This is a genomic window from Telluribacter roseus (genome assembly GCF_017355915.2).
GTDB lineage: Bacteria > Bacteroidota > Bacteroidia > Cytophagales > Spirosomataceae > Telluribacter.
In genome coordinates, this window is the sequence record NZ_JAFEUV020000002.1 from 215,816 (window position 1) to 233,871 (window position 18,056).

Annotated in this window: 16 protein-coding genes and 1 riboswitch; of the genes, 4 read left to right on the forward strand and 12 right to left on the reverse strand. The window is 52.3% G+C overall.

Features of this window, described 5'->3' with window-relative positions; all coding sequences use genetic code 11:
- The first annotated feature begins 6 nt into the window (after positions 1 to 6).
- The gene (gene prfA / locus JTN23_RS04080; RefSeq protein WP_247232581.1) at positions 7 to 1,080 is read left to right on the forward strand and encodes a peptide chain release factor 1; all 1,074 of its coding nucleotides are present in this window, start codon (positions 7 to 9) and stop codon (positions 1,078 to 1,080) included.
- Positions 1,081 to 1,160: 80 nt separating this feature from the next.
- On the opposite strand, the gene JTN23_RS04085 is transcribed toward prfA, so the two are convergent.
- From JTN23_RS04085 to JTN23_RS04095, 3 genes are all read right to left on the reverse strand, one after another.
- On the reverse strand, positions 1,161 to 1,715 hold the full coding sequence (locus JTN23_RS04085; protein ID WP_247232583.1) for a thioredoxin family protein: 555 nt from the start codon (positions 1,713 to 1,715) through the stop codon (positions 1,161 to 1,163).
- A gap of 69 nt (positions 1,716 to 1,784) precedes the next feature.
- Complete coding sequence (locus JTN23_RS04090) at positions 1,785 to 4,073, reverse strand: PAS domain-containing sensor histidine kinase (RefSeq protein WP_247232584.1); 2,289 nt, start codon at positions 4,071 to 4,073, stop codon at positions 1,785 to 1,787.
- A gap of 160 nt (positions 4,074 to 4,233) precedes the next feature.
- Positions 4,234 to 4,575: an avidin-fold protein gene (locus JTN23_RS04095; RefSeq protein ID WP_247232585.1), complete on the reverse strand. Its 342-nt coding sequence runs from the start codon at positions 4,573 to 4,575 to the stop codon at positions 4,234 to 4,236.
- A gap of 56 nt (positions 4,576 to 4,631) precedes the next feature.
- Between JTN23_RS04095 and JTN23_RS04100 the strand changes: the two genes are divergently transcribed.
- Positions 4,632 to 5,000: a glyoxalase superfamily protein gene (locus JTN23_RS04100; protein ID WP_247232586.1), complete on the forward strand. Its 369-nt coding sequence runs from the start codon at positions 4,632 to 4,634 to the stop codon at positions 4,998 to 5,000.
- On the opposite strand, the gene JTN23_RS04105 is transcribed toward JTN23_RS04100, so the two are convergent.
- A complete protein-coding gene (locus tag JTN23_RS04105; protein WP_247232587.1) occupies positions 4,981 to 5,916 on the reverse strand; it encodes a DMT family transporter in 936 nt (311 codons plus the stop codon). The two genes, JTN23_RS04100 and JTN23_RS04105, sit on opposite strands and share 20 nt — an antisense overlap.
- 71 nt (positions 5,917 to 5,987) lie before the next feature.
- Positions 5,988 to 6,208, forward strand: a riboswitch (cobalamin riboswitch).
- Positions 6,209 to 6,311: 103 nt separating this feature from the next.
- Between JTN23_RS04105 and JTN23_RS04110 the strand changes: the two genes are divergently transcribed.
- Together JTN23_RS04110 and JTN23_RS04115 are read left to right on the forward strand one after the other, a co-directional pair.
- A complete protein-coding gene (locus JTN23_RS04110) occupies positions 6,312 to 8,258 on the forward strand; it encodes a TonB-dependent receptor plug domain-containing protein (RefSeq protein ID WP_247232588.1) in 1,947 nt (648 codons plus the stop codon).
- A 1-nt stretch (position 8,259) separates the two neighbouring features.
- Positions 8,260 to 9,357 (forward strand): YncE family protein, encoded by a 1,098-nt coding sequence (locus JTN23_RS04115; RefSeq protein WP_247232589.1) that lies wholly within the window; start codon positions 8,260 to 8,262, stop codon positions 9,355 to 9,357.
- Between the two features lie 83 nt (positions 9,358 to 9,440).
- Here JTN23_RS04115 and JTN23_RS04120 read toward each other — a convergent pair whose 3' ends face one another.
- The 8 genes from JTN23_RS04120 to JTN23_RS04155 all read right to left on the reverse strand — a co-directional run bounded on the left by JTN23_RS04120 (position 9,441) and on the right by JTN23_RS04155 (position 17,939).
- Positions 9,441 to 10,181, reverse strand: a complete 741-nt coding sequence (locus JTN23_RS04120; RefSeq protein ID WP_247232591.1) for a tetratricopeptide repeat protein — start codon at positions 10,179 to 10,181, stop codon at positions 9,441 to 9,443.
- A 165-nt stretch (positions 10,182 to 10,346) separates the two neighbouring features.
- Positions 10,347 to 11,687, reverse strand: coding sequence for a DEAD/DEAH box helicase (locus JTN23_RS04125; RefSeq protein WP_247232593.1), 1,341 nt, complete (start codon positions 11,685 to 11,687; stop codon positions 10,347 to 10,349).
- 36 nt (positions 11,688 to 11,723) lie between these two features.
- Positions 11,724 to 11,954 carry a helix-turn-helix domain-containing protein gene (locus JTN23_RS04130; protein ID WP_247232595.1) on the reverse strand — a complete coding sequence of 77 codons (231 nt, stop codon included), beginning with the start codon at positions 11,952 to 11,954 and terminating at the stop codon, positions 11,724 to 11,726.
- Between the two features lie 2 nt (positions 11,955 to 11,956).
- Entirely contained in the window at positions 11,957 to 12,511 is a 555-nt protein-coding gene (locus JTN23_RS04135) for a DUF2975 domain-containing protein (RefSeq protein ID WP_247232596.1), read from the reverse strand.
- A gap of 145 nt (positions 12,512 to 12,656) precedes the next feature.
- Entirely contained in the window at positions 12,657 to 13,655 is a 999-nt protein-coding gene (gene fbp, locus JTN23_RS04140; RefSeq protein WP_247232598.1) for a class 1 fructose-bisphosphatase, read from the reverse strand.
- Between the two features lie 113 nt (positions 13,656 to 13,768).
- Positions 13,769 to 14,647 (reverse strand): fructosamine kinase family protein, encoded by an 879-nt coding sequence (locus JTN23_RS04145; protein ID WP_247232600.1) that lies wholly within the window; start codon positions 14,645 to 14,647, stop codon positions 13,769 to 13,771.
- A gap of 119 nt (positions 14,648 to 14,766) precedes the next feature.
- Positions 14,767 to 15,204, reverse strand: coding sequence for an energy transducer TonB (locus JTN23_RS04150; protein WP_247232602.1), 438 nt, complete (start codon positions 15,202 to 15,204; stop codon positions 14,767 to 14,769).
- A gap of 110 nt (positions 15,205 to 15,314) precedes the next feature.
- The gene (locus tag JTN23_RS04155) at positions 15,315 to 17,939 is read right to left on the reverse strand and encodes a valine--tRNA ligase (protein WP_247232604.1); all 2,625 of its coding nucleotides are present in this window, start codon (positions 17,937 to 17,939) and stop codon (positions 15,315 to 15,317) included.
- Positions 17,940 to 18,056 lie beyond the last annotated feature (117 nt).

Genomic DNA, 18,056 nt, shown 5'->3' on the forward strand with positions numbered 1-18,056 from the left:
AGGAATATGCAGGATAAATTAGAAGCAATAAAAGAGCGGTTTGAGGAAGTAGCGCAGCAAATCATACAGCCCGAAGTAGTTTCGGACGCTAAGCGCTTTTCAAAGCTCAGTAAGGAATACAAGGATCTGGAGCGGATTGTAGAGCAGTACAAGGCGTACCAGAAACTACTCAAGGATATAGCAGGAGCCAAGGAGCTGATCTCTACCGAGAAGGACGAGGATCTGCGCGAGATGGCCAAGGAAGAGCTGAGTGAGCTGGTGCCCCAGAAGGAAACGATGGAGACGGCACTGAAAGAAATGCTGATCCCCAAAGACCCCAACGACAGCCGCAATATCATTCTCGAAATCCGGGGAGGAACCGGTGGAGACGAAGCGGCCATCTTTGCGGGTGACCTGTTCCGGATGTACCAGCGCTTCTGCGAGCGCATGGGCTGGCGTATGTCCGTCATGGACTACACCGAAGGTACCAATGGCGGCTACAAGGAGATCGTGGTGAAGGTGGAAGGTGAGGATGTGTACGGTAAGCTCAAGTTTGAGTCGGGCGTACACCGCGTACAGCGGGTACCTGCCACCGAGTCGCAGGGACGTATCCATACCTCGGCAGCCACCGTGGCCGTACTGCCCGAAGCCGAAGAGGTAGACGTGGAACTCAACATGAATGACATCCGGGTAGATACCTTCAACTCATCCGGAGCGGGTGGACAGTCCGTAAACACCACGTACTCGGCGGTGCGTCTGACGCACATTCCTTCGGGACTGGTAGTAAGCTGTCAGGATGAGCGCTCGCAGCTCAAGAACAAGGATAAAGCGATGGGCGTACTTCGTTCGCGTCTGTACGAGATTGAGCTACGTAAGCAGCAGGAAGCTATCAGTTCACAGCGTAAGTCCATGGTAGGTAGTGGTGACCGTTCGGACAAGATTCGTACTTACAACTACCCCCAGAGCCGCGTGACCGATCACCGCATCGGCTATACCGTGCATAACCTGCCTGCCGTTATGGAAGGTGATATTGAAGATTTTATCGAGCAGCTGCGTATGGCCGAAAACGCCGAGCGCATGCAGGAGGGAGAGGCTGTATAATCCACAGCATGACTTCCCTTATACAAGAAGGCCCTGCCGCACATGCGGCAGGGCCTTCTTTATTTCTTATAGCTTTATTACTACTTATACATTTTTGGATAAGTCTCCGCTTTGTACTTGTCAAAAGGTACCTTCTGGTAGTGGTTATCGCCAATGAACGTAATTACTTCGTGAAACTCCTTAGCCTTCAGGTAGCCGGGTAGCGGCTGGATCATCTGCATTTTTTCGTCCAGAAATACTGTATTGGGGTAGCTGGGCTGGTTGTTGGTCAGGGCGAGGGCGAGCTGGTGTACCCCATTTTTGCCCTGTGCTACGTATACAAACTTCTGCTCTCCCAGCGTAACGGGCTCACGCTGTTCGGCATTGAACTTCACCGGGTAGTAGTTCTTATTGATATACTCAGCCACTTTGGCATTGGCGTAGGTTTCGCGGTCCATTACCTTGCACCAGCCGCACCAGTCGGTATACACATCCACCAGCAACTTGCGGGGAGCCTTCTGCATGCGGGCGTAAGCCTGCTCTATGGTCAGCCACTGCACCTTGTTGGCTTTGGGCGAAGGGGTATTCGGGCGCAGAGCCAGCAGCGAGGTAAGTAGTATACTGGCCAGTACAGCCAGGGTAGCTTGTCGTTTCATAGCGGATGGGTGATAATCTGGTATTAGTTAGAAAACTCTTTTCTCTCAGTAAACGTGCCAAAGTTTTAACTACTGGTTGGCGAGCGTCTTGAGCTTCTTGCTGATGGAGAAGAAGAAGGTCGTCCCACCCGGCCCTGATTCCAGCCATATCTTTCCCCGGTGCCGCTCTACGATGCGCTTACAGATAGCGAGTCCAATGCCCGTACCCGAAAACTCGTCCTTCTTGTGGAGGCGCTGGAAAATGACGAATATTTTCTCAAAGTACGTTTCCTCAATACCTATGCCGTTGTCCTTTACAAAAAATACCCAGTTGTTAACTTCGTCGCGGCAGCCAACTTCCACCACCGGCTTTTCGCTGGCATTGTATTTCAGTCCGTTTCCGATCAGGTTCTGAAACAGAACGAACATCATCGAGTCTTCGCCTTTGATCGTAGGCAGGTCGTGTACAACGATCTGGGCTCCTTTTTCACTGATTGCCTTCTGAAAAGCCTCCACCACGCTGGAGACGAGGGTATTGCAGTTGATAGTCCGTACTTCTGTATTGATATTCCCGATGCGGGCGTACTGGAGCAGGTCCTGAATCAGGTTTTTCATGCGGTCGGCGGCCCGCTTCACCGTCGTAATGTACCGTCGGCCGTTGTCATCGAGGCGGTCGCTGTACTTACGTTCCAGCAGTTCCAGAAACATGTTGACGGTGCGCAGAGGTTCCTGCAGGTCGTGCGAAGCCACGTAGGCAAAGCGCTCCAGCTCGGCGTTGGATACGGCCAGGGCTTCGGCCCGTTTGGCCAGTTTTTCGTTTGCCTCCTGGAGTAGCTGCTCGGTTTGCTTCAGGCTGGTAATATCCCTTCCTTCGGGTATAAGCAGGATAACTTTTCCCTTATCATCCCATACAGGTTTTAGAGAGAAATCTATGATCATTCGCTGATCATCTTTTCCTGATATCTCTATTTCACGACGTACAAATTCGCCCAGCGCTGCTTTCTGAACATCTTCCCGTATCTCTTGCTGCAGTTCGGGCGAATGATCAAACCAGGGAGCCTGCCAAAAGGGCTTGCCAATGGTCTCTTCGGCAGTAGCTCCTACAAATGCCAGGGCTGTTTCGTTTGACTCTATGAGTGTACCGTTGGGTTCGAGCAGCCCGATGAACTGGTACATAGAGTTGAATATGGCGACAAATCGCTGGGATATCTTCTTCTCAGCCTTCTCGATGCGTTTACGCTCCGATATGTCGGTGGTAGTACCTACCATCCGGATGGCCTGCCCGCTGGCATCTCGCTCTACCACGCTGCCCCGGTTTAGTACCCATCGGTAGCTACCATCCTTTTTGCGGATGCGGTGCTCGGTCCGGTAGTTCTGGGTCTGCCCGGACATATGTTTTTCCAGAGCCTCACCGACGGACTGCCTATCATCCGGGTGAATCAGGTCGTTCCAGAAGCTAAAATCGGAGTAGGTTTCCTGGCCGTCCAGTTCCAGCAGTTGCCGGTGCTGCGGCGACATGTATATCTCAGGTACCCGGGGCTTCCAGTCCCATACGCCTATGCCCGAGCCCTCCAGGGCCAGATGCCAGCGCTGTTCGGTATCTTTAATGGCCTGTTCTGCCTTTTTGAGCTCTGTAATATCGCTAAATGACACTACTACGGCGGAGGGAACGCCGCCCTCCTGTTCGAAGATAGGCTCCGAATTGATACTGATCCAGGTAAGGCTGCCGTCTCCTTTATAAACGCCCATCACAACTCCCCGCAGTACTTTCCCAGTATAGAGAGTAATAGCAGAGGGGTGAGTTTCGAAGGGAAAAGGAGAGCCATCTTCATGAATACATCGCCAATTGGGATGAATGGGTTCACGGCCCATGAGCTGGTCGGTTGTAATACCCAGAATGCGCTCGACGGCCGGATTACTCATAATGATATCCGTATGAGTATGAACAATCATGCCTTCGGCCAGGGTACTCAGAAAGGTGTTGTACTGCTCTTGCTGAAGCAGCAGAGATTCACCGATGATCTTGGGGTCAGCGAGTACGCTGAAGTGAAAGTTATAGCCGTGTACTTCCTGGTCCTGCCGTTTCAGGTTATAAAACTTCCCTCCCAGCAGCATAAGGCTGCCATCGCGCAGGTGGTAGCTTACGCGGCCTTCCCAGCGGCCACTTTGCTGCAGCAGGTGAAAGATCTCCAGTACGCTGTATTCAACGCTATGGAGCTCGATGGTGTGCTGGATGTTTTTACCTATAATTTCTTCTTCCTGGTTGAGCTGTAATATGCGGATAGCAGCCGGGTTAAGGCTGCTTATAGTAAAGTTGGCGTCCGTAGAGATAATTCCTTCCGAGGCGTTGAGGTAGAAGCACTCGTAAACATCGTTCATGCAAAACGAGGATAAATTGTAAATGTAAGATGTACAACTAAGTTAGCTGACACATAGTTTGAGGGAGCAGGGCCGGCTACCTCCGTTCTCTATACAGTACCTGTGTCAGCAAAGCCAGTGTCCGGACAGCAGTGGGTGCACGGACTGGCCTGGTCGAGGCCTAGCGCGACTCCTCCACGACTGACTGCCCCGATGACCCATCACCACTGGTCCATTGCCAGGTTTCGTGCAGACGAATACGTCCGTCGGGCAGCAGCTCCGGCACCGAGCGGCAGATGCCGGTCATCAGCTCTCCGCTGTTGTTGAGATGGTGGTAGCGCATATCCAGAATACCCTGCTCATCGGCTTTGGCTATGAGTGAGCCCTTTACTACACTACCTCCCGCGTATTCGGCCCATACGATATCTCCCTGCTGATGGTAGTAAAAGATGGTTTCGGCGTCAACGTCGCCATTGTCGGTGTTAGAGCTGGAACGAAAAACTTTCTGGTCGTAATGGATCATGGTGGGGCATGAGGGTTTACTACGTAATTTAGGAAAAAAAATGTTCATACTACACTATGAAAGCCAAACATACAATTCCTCTAATCAGAATTTATGATGAAGCTAAAGCCCGTGCATTCTATATAGACTGGTTGGGGTTCCGGGTAGACTGGGAGCATCGCTTTGAAGAAGGGGCTCCGCTGTACATGCAAGTAACTCATCCTGGCGGTATTGTACTCCACCTGACCGAGCACCACGGCGACTGCACCCCGGGTACCAAGGTATTTGTCGATTGTGAAGGGCTGGCCGAGTATCACCAGCAGCTCATGAGCAAAGACTACCGGTATAACAGGCCGGCTCTGGAGCAGGCTTTCTGGAATGCGCTCACCATGGAAGTTGTAGACCCCTTCGGCAATAAGCTCCTGTTCAGTCAGTCGATGGAGTAGCTTTTTTCTTCCGGATTGACACCATAACTCCTCCGCTGATGATAAGTACTATACCTATGATGGTAGAGGGGGCGGGGAAGGGGTCGCCCAGCCACAGACCCAGTATGGATGAGAATACGATGCTGGAGTAGCCAATGGCGGCCACCCGTCCGGCCTTGTCGTAGGTAAAGGCCTCAGTCAGGAATACCTGACCACCTACCGCTACGAGCCCAAGGGCGAACAGAGCTACCCACTGTACCAGAGTAGTAGGCCAATGAAAGGTACCCAGCAGGAAATCGACCGGAGAGTTGGGGTAGTAGGCGCCAATCAGCATGGAGATAATAGGCATCACGATCCCGGATAGCATAAAGGAGAGAATGATGGCGCGGGTATCGTAGTACTGGCTCAACTGACGGATGGCCAGGTAAGCAATGGAGGTGAGCAGGGCATTGCTCAGGCCGATGGCGTGGTTGCGGAGCGGCATGTCCAGGTCGGGCCGGAACACGAATAGTACTCCACCCAGCCCCACCGCAATGGCGGCCCACTCGCGGGAGGTAAGAGTTTCCCCCACGATCAGCCACGACAGCAGGGCCAGAAAAATCGGATACGTATATTGATACGTTGTAGCCGCGCCCAAGCCCAGTGTATGGATGGCGTAGAAAAACAGGTACAATGACAAAGTACCTATAACACCCCTGAATACCAGCAGGCCCAGCCGTCCGCCTTTCTGCCGGAGCGGGCGTTTGAGGACACTACCTCCGACAAATACGGCTCCCACAATATTCCGAAACAGCACAAGCTGCACTGAATGAAAGTCCGGGCTCAGCCACTTGGCAATGGCGCCCACTACCCCAAAGCACACCACCGCTCCCAGCATGTACAGAATGCCTTTCCGGGAAACGCCAGAGGCCGGAATGTCAGAACGTAAAGTAGACAATAGAATAGATTTTCGGCAAAGGTAATGGATTTCGGGCGAAAGCGGATTTGGTACTTCCGGCTGCGCTACGTACCTTTGGGCCAGATTTTGGTGCCTGATGCCTCTTCGGAGGGGCTTTCAAGGCTTAAAAGGGAATACCCGTGCAAAACGGGAGCTGTCCCCGCAACTGTAAGTCTCACACTATTACCACAGCTGGTTCTATACCCTCATAGCCACTGTCCCTTTCAACGGGGACGGGAAGGCCGGAGCCAGCGAGACAAGCCAGGAGACCTGCCAAAATCAATCCGCAATCACGGTTTTCGGAGGAAAGACCACGATGGCGTACAATTAGCTAACTATTTATTTATTCACCACCGCTGGTAGCCTGTTGCTGCCACGGAGTAGATTTGTTTAGCGTGTTCAACGTACGACTGGTTCGGGTATGTTCAGTGCTGTGGGTAGTACCTCTACTACTGATGGCTCCCCAAGGCTATGCCCAGCGTGGTAGCGCTCTGGCAGATTCGGTTTCGCTGGAAGCGGTCACGGTACATGGCTTTGCGCCCGAGCGTTTCATGGCTGGCCTGAAGGTACAGCGGCTGGACTCCATTACCATTCAGCAGTTCAGGTTTCAGCCACTGACGGACTTACTGGCCTTCAATACGCCGCTGGCTTTCAGGAGCTATGGGCCGGGGCAGCTGACGACGGTATCATTCAGAGGGACCTCTTCCAACCATACCGCCCTGCTCTGGAATGGGATCAATATCAACCAGCCTACCCTGGGACAAACCGATTTTTCCACCATTCCGGTAGCGGGTTTTGATCGCCTGTCGGTGCAGTACGGTTCGTCGGCCAGTGTGGTAGGTACCGATGCCGTAGGAGGGAGTATCCTTCTGGGGAGCGCTCCTCAGGCTGAGCCGGGACTATCGCTGATGGTAGGACGGCAGCAGGGAAGCTTTGCCAATCAGCAGACACAGCTGGGAGCCCGCTACGGCGTTCGCCTCAATAGTTCCTGGTCTTTCTCAGGTAAAACGCTCTTCTACGACGGGAAGATGAATAACGACTACCCTGATCGGCAACGACGGGGATACGCTCTCGAGTCTACAACCACCGCCCAGCAGGGGCTGGTACAGGACCTTTTCTTTCAGAATACCAGGGGGCACCGGCTATCGGCGCACCTGTGGGTGACGGATAACGCCTTTACCCTTACTCCCGAAAACCTCAGCTCGCGCGAACTGACCCGCACCCAGTCCCGACGTACCATGGTACAGTACGAAGCCGGTGACTGGACCCTTCGCTCCGCCTGGATCCGCGATATCATTGACTTCGGCCGGGGTGACTTCACTGACATGAGTCATTCCGAGACCGATCGCTTCACCAATCGCCTGGAGCGGGAGTTTCAATGGAAGCTGGGGCAGCCTGCTACTTCTCTGACGGTACGGGTAGGAGGGGAATGGTCGCACTACCGCACCCGGGTGGATGGCTACGTACTGCCCATAATTACGGAAGACCGGGGCGACCTGTTTGCACTGATGCGCTGGCAGGCTTCGCGTCGCTTGCTTGTTTCAGCTAATCTGCGGCAGGCTTATGTAACTCGCTTCGACCCACCGTTTACACCTTCGGTGGGAGCCGAGTACGTCGTATCGGAGAGTGCTAAGCATCTGCTGACAGCGAGAGGCTCCGTGGGGCGCAGCTATCGGGTACCTACGCTCAATGAGCGCTACTGGAGAGAGTTGGGTAATCCGGATATCCGCCCGGAGAGCGGCCTGAACAAAGAAGCTGGTGCTGAGCTGAGACTTACCCCCAACACTACCCATACCTTTACTACCTCCCTTACCGCCTACCACAACCGAGTAGACGACTGGACCTACTGGAATCCAGACCGGAACTACCGCGTCGAGAACCTGCAGCTGGTAGTAGCGCGGGGGCTGGAAGCGCAGGCGGGCTGGCAGGGTGGCTGGGACCGCTGGGCCGCGGGAGGCCGGGCTATCTACGCCCTGACGCGTACTTCGCAGGAGCGGGTATATGATGCTTACGCAGTCGATATAATTGGCAAGCAACTTGTATATGTACCTATCCATAGTGGTACCCTCACTACCTACCTGCAGCGGGGACGTAGCCGGCTTACGGGACAGCTACAGGCGGGTAGCAGGCGCTACTACACCTTTGATAACACCAAGTACCTGCAGGGGTATGTACTGGCCAACCTATTGGCTGAGACTACTCTGAAGTGGGGGGCGTGGCAGGGGCGCCTGCAGGGGCAGGTACACAATGTATTGGATACTTTTTATCTCAACGTCAAACGCAACGCTATGCCGGGGCGACATTTTTCTATTAATCTTTTATTAACGTACAACACAAAGTAACATGAACAAGCTAGTACTAAGGGTATTGGGAGTGGGGTTATTGGCCGGAATAAGCTGGTCCTGTCAGGAAAGAGATCCTGAGCCGCAGCAGGCCTATGATAACGGGGTATTTGTCCTGAATGCCGGTAACTTTATGGATAACAACGGGAGTGTCTCCTTCTTTGCCCGTGAGAAGTCAACGGCCGAAGGAGATATATTCTTCAAGGAGAATGGTGCCGCACTTACCGGTGGTGTACAGGGCTACGCCGAAGGAGGAGGTTACGGGCTCATCCTGGTGGATAACAGTACCGCCGGACAGGACAAGGTAGAGATCGTGAACAGCGGTACCTTCAAGCGTGAAGCTACCCTGACGGCTCCTGATATCGAGAACCCCCGCTCAGTGGTGGTAGTAAACGCTAACAAGGCGTATGTAGCGTGCTGGGATGCTACCGGTGATTTCTCCAACTTCTACAAAAATCCCGGATACATAGCGGTGGTGGATCTGGCTACGAAGAAGGTAACCAAAAAGATTGCGGTAAACAAGGGTGCCGAGCGTATGGTACAGGTAGGCAATGAGGTGTACGTTGGCTACGTGGGTGATGCCAATAGCGTGACAGTAATAGATGCGGGCTCTGACGTCATTAAGCGGAGTATACAGGTAGGGACTGCTCCTAACCCCATCGCGGTAGATGCCAATGGTAAAGTATGGGTATCGTCAGGAAAAGAGGTGGTACGTATCAATCCTCAGTCAAGTACCATCGAAGCCACTCTGAAAGTAGGAAACGACCCGGTGCGATCAGCCAGCAACTTTGCTATGAGCCCTGATCGTCAGAACATCTACTTCGTATACTCCTTCTACGATGCAGCCGATGGGTATAAGCAGAAAGGTGAAACATACCGCTTCAACATCAACGATACCAGCATCAGCGCTACCCAGCCTTTTGTGAATCGTCTGTTCAGCGGATTATCTGTTGATCCTATGCAGGGACTTGTTTACGGAGGAGTAACGCCTTCGTTCAAGCAGTCAGGATATGTACTGAGGTACCGTACGGATGGATCGGTAGTAGATTCGATCAAAGTAGAGATAGCTCCGTCAGGATTCTATTTCAAGCAGAAGTAATGTAGATTCAAGATATTGCGCCCGGTTGGGCTGGTCGTTCCTTAGATGAATTACACCAGCCGGGCGCCCACACCAGCCGGTACTTACTTAAAGAAGCCCTGTGGATCGGCAAGCTTTTCGCGGAGCAGGTCTACAAACTGTAAGTTAATGAGCGAGAAGTTGAGCTTGCGGCCGTTGTGCAGGTACTCCCACGACTTTTCGAAGTTGCCCCGGTAGTACTCGATCAGTGCCAGGTTATAGTGAGTCTGGGCGTAGGTAGAATCAAGTACCACCGCATGCTTCAGTACCCGGTCAGCCTCATTCAGGTCTTCCACCTCACTGACCAGGGCATAGTGCTTTAACTCCACCGTCGAGAGGTCAACCAGCAGCGCTACGTTATCCGGCGATAGATCCACTCCTCTCCGAAGCATCCGCTCGGCATCGGGCAGTTTATCCTTCTGATAACATACTACTCCCAGCCCCCAGTACGCGTCAATATTCTTATCGTTTAGGAGGTAAGCCAGGTTAAAGCGGTAGGTAGCGGTATCGAGCTGGCCTTCCTGCAGGTACTCCCAACCCCGCGTGGCAAAAAAGTTGCTGGCTTCGTCGCGACTGGTAAACATCTTGTCACACTCGCTGAGGAAGCGTATTTCTTCGTCGATCTGAGCTGATGTCTTGCTCATTTCTCCGAACAAGGGCAGCACGTGCCGTTCAGCCAGGGTCAGGGAACGGGACTGTGACACGTTGGTGTCGGGGGTATGTCCGTTCCTGGCTAACTGAACCGTCTGCGCTACTACTCCCAGAGGTAGTAAACAAGCCAGTATAATACTAATGTGGATCTTCATCGAGAGTTATGCAACAGAACAATGCCTTTCCGATGAAAACGCTGCCCTGCAAGCTATTATTGTGTATAGTCTACGGCCGTGGCTGATCAGTAACTTATTGCCTGATCAGCCACCCAAGCTAAACATAATTAGGTAATTAGCGGCTACATGTACCACTAATCTTTTCTAGCGGCGCGATCCTCTCCTGGAGCCGCTCCTCTTCGGGCCACCTTTTCCCCCGCTTTTCTTAGTGGGAGTAGTATGGTACTGCTTTTTCTTTTCGTGAAAAGCTCCTTTAAAGGTCGGGTCCTCACGTTTTCGCTGATTGTCAATCTCACGGAGCATGGCCTGGCGCTCTTCTACGGGGGTAGAGGCTAGTTCTACCTCATCGGGGAGCGGTTCGCGGGGAATCTCCATTCGTATTAAGTTCTCTATTTTCCGGATGTGGTACTCATCAGCCATGGTCATGAAGGTAATGGCCTCCCCGGCATGGTTGGCGCGTCCCGTACGTCCGATCCGGTGCACGTAGTCTTCGTAAATCAGGGGTACGTCAAAGTTGATCACATGGCTCACCTCCGTCACATCTATTCCCCTTGAGGCTACGTCGGTAGCTACTAGTACCCGTACGTTACCTTCTTTGAAGGCCTCCATGGCGTTGATGCGCGTATTCTGCCCCTTGTTGGCATGGATGACCCGTATAGCCCCTTCGGCTACTACTTTGCGTTCCAGGAATTTGAATATATTATCGGCTATTTCCTTACTGCGGGTAAAGATCAGAACCCGGCTAAATCGCTCCTCATCCTGCAGCAGGTGGGTCAGCAGGTTGATCTTGGTCCGGCTGTTAGGTACTTCGTAGAGGCGCTGCGTGACCATTTCGGCCGTGGTAGCGGAGGGAGTTACCTCCACCCGCATCGGAAACTCCAGAAACTCATGGGACAGGCGTTCGACTCGTTCTGAAAAAGTGGCCGAAAAAAGCAGGTTCTGGCGCTTGGTGGGTATCACTTCCAGGATGCTCCGGATCTGTGGCATAAAGCCCATGTCCATCATCTTGTCGGCTTCGTCAAGTATCATGGTATTGATGTGCTTAAGCACGATCTCCCCCTTGAGGTAAATGTCCAGAAAGCGGCGCGGCGTACTTACCAGTATATCTACCCCCTGCTGCACCCCCTCAATCTGCGACTTGGGGCCCAGGCCTCCGTATAGAGATACAGTACGGATATCGGTATAGCGGCTTAATTGGGTAATTGTCTCGGCTATCTGCATCACCAGCTCACGGGTAGGAGCCAGTATGAGTGCCCGGGGGTGCTGCCCCTGGGCGTATTTGATCTTCATGAGCAGCGGCAGTACAAAGGCTGCCGTCTTGCCGGTACCGGTTTGAGCAATACCTAATACATCATGACCCGCCAGGGCAAGCGGCATGGCCTGCTCCTGAATAGGAGTAGGCTGCGTATAGCCGGCTTCTTCAATAGCATTGAGTAGCTGACGGTTGAGTTTGAACTGCTCAAAGGGGTTTGTTGATTCTTCCATACCACAAAGGTACGAAAACTAAACGAGGTCTGGGGCTTATGTGGTCCCGGAGGTCTCTACCCGATCAGGTACATACTCCAGTATATCTCCCGGCTGACAATCCAGGGCGGCACAGATGGCCTCCAGCGTCGAGAAACGAATGGCTTTAGCCTTGCCGGTTTTAAGGATGGACAGGTTCGCCATGGTGATATCTACCTTCTCGGCCAGCTCGGTCAGGGACATTTTGCGCCGGGCCATCATTACATCTACGTTTACTACTATGGCCATCGCTATATCGTCAGTTCGTTTTCCTGCTGCAGTTCCACGCCCCGCCTGAATACCTGCGCAATGATGTATACGATACCGGCAGCTAGTAGGTATACGCCGCTAGCATCAAAGCCGGTCAGGTCGGGATCAAGTGATCTTACCACGCTTCCGATCTCAGGCACTCGCTTGTGGAGGTAGTGGGAGTAGTTTTTTCCTATAAAGCTTATAATCCAGATAGAAAGTAGTACATAGCTTGTATTCAGTAGCTGACTGGCTACTTGCATCGTGAATGGATTGTTGAGATTGATCTCTGTTAGCAGGTTCTTTACCTTTTCCCATAGCTGAATATAAAGTACCATGATGGAAAATGACAAGCTGACTACCAGCAGGACCATACCCGACTGATTTATAGGCAGGGAATCCATAGTAGCAGCATTCTCATTTAGAAAATTAAATTTCTCGGGCAGGAAGAAGCTTCTAACGATGACTACTGTCATCAGTACTGCACGGATAATGGCACCAATGTACACTACCCATGCCACGATTCGTAAAAGACTCAGTACTCGTTCCGTTTTCATAATCGCTAAGATTTAGTAACAGTACAAATATACTAGATTTATTGAATAACGATAAAAATATATTGCTATACGGTACTTGTAGCTTATGAACGGTAAAACCTGCCCCGGAGGAGCAGGTTCTATTAAATATAGTACCTTAACAAATTTACAACTCCGCCGTCAGCCCCTCCACCATCCGGGCCGAACCTACATAAAAGGGTGAACGCTGGTGCATTGATTCCGGCTCTACGTCCAGGATGTCCCGGTAGCCGTCGGTGGCTTTGGCTCCTGCCTGTTCGGCAATGAAGGCCAGCGGGTAGCATTCATAGAGCAGGCGAAGCTTACCCTGTGGGTCTTTGCGGGTAGAAGGGTACAGGTAGATACCGCCTTTGAGCATGTTGCGGTGGAAGTCGGCCACCAGTGAACCGATGTACCGGGCTGAGTAGCCTTCGCGGCGGCTGTCGGTTATGAACTGCTGGACGGCGCTGTCGTAGCTGTTGTAGTAGGCATCGTTGATGGAGTAGATATTACCCTGTACGGGGCAGCAGATATCTTTGTGGGAAAGTATGTACTCTCCCAGCGACTGATCGTAGGTAAAGCCATTGACGCCGCAACCCGTCGAGTATACCAGCATGGTCGAGGAGCCGTACAGGATATAACCGGCCGCTACCTGCTTGCGTCCTCCCTGTCTGAAGTCCTCAGCCGTAGCCGCGCTACCTACCGGTGTCACACGCCGGTAGATGGAGAATATGGTACCTATCGACACATTTACATCAATGTTAGAGGAACCATCCAGCGGGTCCATAGCTACCACGTATTTGCCTTGATCGTTGCCGGTGTAGATAATATCCTCATCCTCCTCAGATATGATAGCGCATACTTCCCCACCATTCTTAAGCGCCCTGATAAACCGAACATTGGCCACGACATCCAGCTTTTGCTGGTGTTCTCCCTGGATATTGGCGGTACCGTTGGCTCCCGTTACGTCCACCAGTCCGGCTTTGTTGACTTCACGGTTAATAATCTTCCCGGCCAGGGCTATATCGCGCAGGAGCTGCGACAGTTCGCCGGTGGCATAGGGGAAGGCGCTCTGGCTGCGCATAATAAAGCGGTCAAGGGTAACTCCTACCGGAAGTACCAGGTCTTGGGTGGATTGAACGGCCATGTGGATCGGGATTAGATATAGGTATGGAGTAAAGACGCCAGGAAACTATTTACCACCTCACAGGAAGTATACAATATTTAGCAAACGGTAGAGTATGTGCCGATTGTCAAGGATCAAAAACGGTCCAGAACGCGCTCCACGGCACTTAAGTAGCTCCTGCCGAACAGGTTGACATGCACCAGCAGGGGGTAAAGATTGTAGATAGGGATACGCTCTTCGAAGCCTTCCTCCATCGGAAACACATCGTAGTAGGATTCATAAAAAGCAGGATCGAAGCCGCCGAAGAGGAAGGTGAAGGCAATTTCGGCTTCGCGAAGACCGTAATGTGTCGCCGGATCTACCAGGCATACGTACCCATGCTGATCTACGATGACATTACCCGACCACAGATCGCCATGTACCAGGGCCGGTCGCTCGCGCGGTAGTATGCCGGGCAGGGCTTCGTACAGCGCCTGAAACTTGTCGTACTGCTTTCGTGAGATCAGGTTGTTGTAGAGGGCCAGTCCGGCCTGCGGCTTGAGTCGTTGTTCTATGAAGAAGGAGACGCTGTCGCTGTGGGGGGTATTGCTCTGGTGCAGCGAGCCTATGTAGTTGTCGAAGTGCAGCCCGAACTCCCGCTGGGTGTGGGAGTGCAGCAGCGCCAGCGACTGCCCAAAGCCCTCCCAGTAGTTGTGCTGGATATAACCCGACTGGATAAATTCAAGAATCAGATAGGATTTGTCGCCCCGGTGTCCGTGCCCAATTACCCGCGGTAGGGTAAGTACATCCGCATTAAGCAGGAGATCAAGCCCCCTGGCTTCGGCCTCAAACATGTCTTCTTTCTCCGCCGTATTCCACTTTACAAAGTACGACCCTTCGGAGGTCATGAGTTGCACCGACATATTGATACTACCCCCTGATACCAGGCGCACATCCAGCAGTTCGAGAGCGCTGCCAAAGGTCTCATAGAGTATACCTTCCAGAAATTGTACTTCTTCGTCACCGGTATGCATGGGTTTATGCCAGTTCAGAAAGTTTGTTTATGATCTAAGAATCCTATGGAACAGCTATAACTTTGATAAGTGATAAATCTACAAGATTAACTTTAATTTCCAATAGCCTACTACTACTATTACTGAAAGTGGTAGGGAAGTGTATATTTGACCCGAACCGGCTTACCACTTTGATAACCGGGCGTCCATTTTGGCATGTTGCCAAACAAGTTATTTATCTCTATGGCTACCTCCTCCTTTGCTTTCAGTTTCAGAGTTTCATCAGTAACTTTTTTATGAAAACCTATCTTTTCAAAATTCAGGGAGTCAACAGTTGTACTGCCATCATGATCTATAATGATCGTTACGAGTACGGCTCCCTGAATATGAGCCTTTATGGCTGAGGCAGGATATTTGAGGTTCCTACTTATATATTTATAGAATGCTTTTGTTCCGCCTGGGAATTCAGGTAAGCGCTCATGAAGAGCTGAATCAGGTTCTGATTTCTGAGCCTGAACAGAAGTAGAAAAGCTCATTACGCTAATGAGTGTACAGATGAGTAGTAGTAACTTTTTCAAAGAGGTAGAGAGTATATAATCGCTAGATTGTAGTCCTGAAATTATACTAAAAAGCGTTGGTAGCACGAATTCGGCTACCAACGCTTTTAAAGAGTTATAATAAATATCGCCTACCCCAGCCTCACCAGTGCTTCCTTGATGGTAGCGATCTTGGCTTCGGCGTCGGCTTGTTTCTGACGTTCTTTCTCTACGACGTCACCTTTGGCATTTTGTACGAAGCGCTCATTTGACAGCTTCTTTACTACGGAGGCCAGGAAGCCTTCGGTATATTCCAGCTCCTTGATCAGGTTTTCGCGCTCAGCCTCTACGTCTATTTCACCGGCCAGGTTGATGAAGAACTCATCCGAACGTACCAGGAACGACATCCCTTCGGCCTGTTCGCTGACGTAGTCAATGGCGGCTACGTTGGCCAGCTTGCGCAGCAGTCCTTCTAGTGATTGGTACAGCTCCGGCGTTTCGGTCTTGATGGCCAGCGGCAGCTCTACTTTGGGGCTGATGCCTTTATTATTACGCAGGTTCCGGATGGCCGAAACTACTTCGGACAATATTTCAAACTGGCTGAGTAGCGCAGTGTCAATAGAACCCGGCTGCGGAAACTCCGCTACGCAGATGGACTCATTCTCGCCGCGCTCGCGGATGTTCTGCCAGATTTCCTCCGTAATGAACGGCATGAACGGATGCGTCAGGCGCATCAGGCGATCAAAGAAGTCGAGCGTAGCCTCATACGTAGCCGGATCAATGGGTTGCTCATAATCGGGCTTGATCATCTCGAGGTACTGCGAGCAGAAATCATCCCAGATCAGCTTGTACACGGCGTTGAGCGCGTCCGACATCCGGAACTTCGTAAACAGGTCATGTACTTCGGCGAGGGTCTGGTTCAGCTTGGACTCAAACCACTGCGTAGCCAGCTGTGAAGCCGGGTTCTGCGCCTCTTCGGATACTGTCCATCCTTTTACCAGACGGAAAGCGTTCCATACCTTGTTACAGAAGTTACGGCCCTGCTCCACCAGTTTCTCATCGTACAGCAGATCGTTACCGGCCGGTGAACTGAACAGCATACCCGTCCGGACGCCGTCGGCACCGTACTGGGTTATCAGGTCCAGCGGATCAGGCGAGTTGCCCAGCGACTTGGACATCTTGCGGCCCTGCTTGTCGCGTACGATACCCGTCAGGTACACATTCTTGAACGGATAGGTATTGCGGTACTCGTAGCCGGCGATGATCATACGCGCTACCCAGAAGAACAGGATCTCGGGCGCCGTCACCAGGTCGTTGGTGGGGTAGTAGTAGTTGACCTCTTCGTTGTCGGGGTTATTGATCCCGTCAAATACTGAGATAGGCCACAGCCACGACGAGAACCAGGTATCCAGTACGTCGGGGTCCTGCTCGAGGTCGGCTTCCGTGAGAGCAAATAGCAGCAGCTCGTGCTGTGCCTTACGCAGAGCTTCGCGCTTGCTGCGCGCCACTATCACGGTACCGTCTTTGAGGTAGTAAGCGGGTATGCGGTGGCCCCACCACAACTGGCGGCTGATGTTCCAGTCGCGGACGTTTTCCATCCAGTGGCGGTAGGTATTCTTGAACTTCGGCGGCAGGAGCTGTATCGTGTCGTTCATGACGTTCTCGAAAGCCGGCTGCGACACCCGCTTCATCTTCAGGAACCACTGCTCCGACAGGCGAGGCTCAATCACGGCGTTGGTACGCTCCGAGTGGCCTACGTTCGACTTATATTCTTCTACCTTCTCTATGTTTCCGGCTTCTTCCAGCAGTTTAAGGATCTTCTTGCGGGCTACAAAGCGGTCTTCCCCTACCAGTATCTGCGCTTTTTCGTTCAGGGTACCATCTTCATTGAGCAGGTCTATGATGGGCAGGTTGTGCTTCTTACCCAGTTCATAGTCGTTCTGGTCGTGGGCGGGCGTCACTTTCAGACAGCCGGTACCAAACTCTACCTCTACGTACTCGTCGGCAATGATAGGAATAGCCCGGTTGATCAGCGGGATAAGCGCCTTCTTTCCCACCAGATGCTGGTAGCGCTCGTCGGTGGGATTGACGCAGATCGCTACGTCGGCCATAATGGTCTCGGGACGAACCGTAGCGATGGTTACGTACTGGCCTTCCTCGCCCTCAATGGCGTAGCGGATGTACACCAGCTTCTGCATCACCTCTTTGGCAATCACCTCCTCGTCCGACACGGTAGTCTTGGCTTGTGGATCCCAGTTGACCATGCGGTGGCCGCGGTAGATATCGCCCTTGTTATAGAGGTCAATGAAAACGTCAATAACGGCATCGTACAGGCTGGGCTCCATGGTGAAGCGGGTACGATCCCAATCACAGGAAGCGCCGAGCTTGCGCAACTGCTTCAGGATAATACCGCCATACTTGTGGGTCCACTCCCAGCAGTACTCCAGAAACTCCTCCCGGCTCAGGTCATTCTTATTGATTCCTTTTTCGCGCAGCATAGCTACCACCTTGGCCTCCGTTGCAATGGAAGCGTGGTCAGTACCAGGTACCCAGCAAGCCTCCTTGCCCTCCATCCGGGCCTTACGAGTCAGGATATCCTGAATGGTATTGTTGAGCATGTGTCCCATGTGGAGTACTCCCGTTACGTTCGGCGGCGGGATCACAATGGTGTAAGGCTCCTTGTCGGGATTGGGCTTGGAGTTGAAGTACCGGTTTTCGATCCAGTAGCTGTACCACTTATCTTCTATCTCCTGGGGAGAGTACGTTTTGGAAATCATATCTGTTTGCTATATCCTGAAACTACCTATACAGAGCCCTCCGCAGAGCGGCCCTCGCCGGGCGAACCGGCTTGTTTTAAGGCGCAAAGATAGAGAAAAGAGAGATGTAGTGGGGAA

What these genes read in the sequence shown, in the direction of transcription:
- JTN23_RS04100 (WP_247232586.1), top strand. Translation starts at nt 4,632, where the DNA reads ATGAAAGCCAAACATACAATTCCTCTAATCAGAATTTATGATGAAGCT.
- JTN23_RS04115 (WP_247232589.1), top strand. Translation starts at nt 8,260, where the DNA reads ATGAACAAGCTAGTACTAAGGGTATTGGGAGTGGGGTTATTGGCCGGA.
- JTN23_RS04155 (WP_247232604.1), bottom strand. Translation starts at nt 17,939, where the DNA reads ATGATTTCCAAAACGTACTCTCCCCAGGAGATAGAAGATAAGTGGTAC.
- JTN23_RS04145 (WP_247232600.1), bottom strand. Translation starts at nt 14,647, where the DNA reads ATGCATACCGGTGACGAAGAAGTACAATTTCTGGAAGGTATACTCTAT.
- JTN23_RS04120 (WP_247232591.1), bottom strand. Translation starts at nt 10,181, where the DNA reads ATGAAGATCCACATTAGTATTATACTGGCTTGTTTACTACCTCTGGGA.
- JTN23_RS04085 (WP_247232583.1), bottom strand. Translation starts at nt 1,715, where the DNA reads ATGAAACGACAAGCTACCCTGGCTGTACTGGCCAGTATACTACTTACC.
- fbp (WP_247232598.1), bottom strand. Translation starts at nt 13,655, where the DNA reads ATGGCCGTTCAATCCACCCAAGACCTGGTACTTCCGGTAGGAGTTACC.
- prfA (WP_247232581.1), top strand. Translation starts at nt 7, where the DNA reads ATGCAGGATAAATTAGAAGCAATAAAAGAGCGGTTTGAGGAAGTAGCG.
- JTN23_RS04130 (WP_247232595.1), bottom strand. Translation starts at nt 11,954, where the DNA reads ATGGCCATAGTAGTAAACGTAGATGTAATGATGGCCCGGCGCAAAATG.
- JTN23_RS04090 (WP_247232584.1), bottom strand. Translation starts at nt 4,073, where the DNA reads ATGAACGATGTTTACGAGTGCTTCTACCTCAACGCCTCGGAAGGAATT.
- JTN23_RS04125 (WP_247232593.1), bottom strand. Translation starts at nt 11,687, where the DNA reads ATGGAAGAATCAACAAACCCCTTTGAGCAGTTCAAACTCAACCGTCAG.
- JTN23_RS04095 (WP_247232585.1), bottom strand. Translation starts at nt 4,575, where the DNA reads ATGATCCATTACGACCAGAAAGTTTTTCGTTCCAGCTCTAACACCGAC.
- JTN23_RS04135 (WP_247232596.1), bottom strand. Translation starts at nt 12,511, where the DNA reads ATGAAAACGGAACGAGTACTGAGTCTTTTACGAATCGTGGCATGGGTA.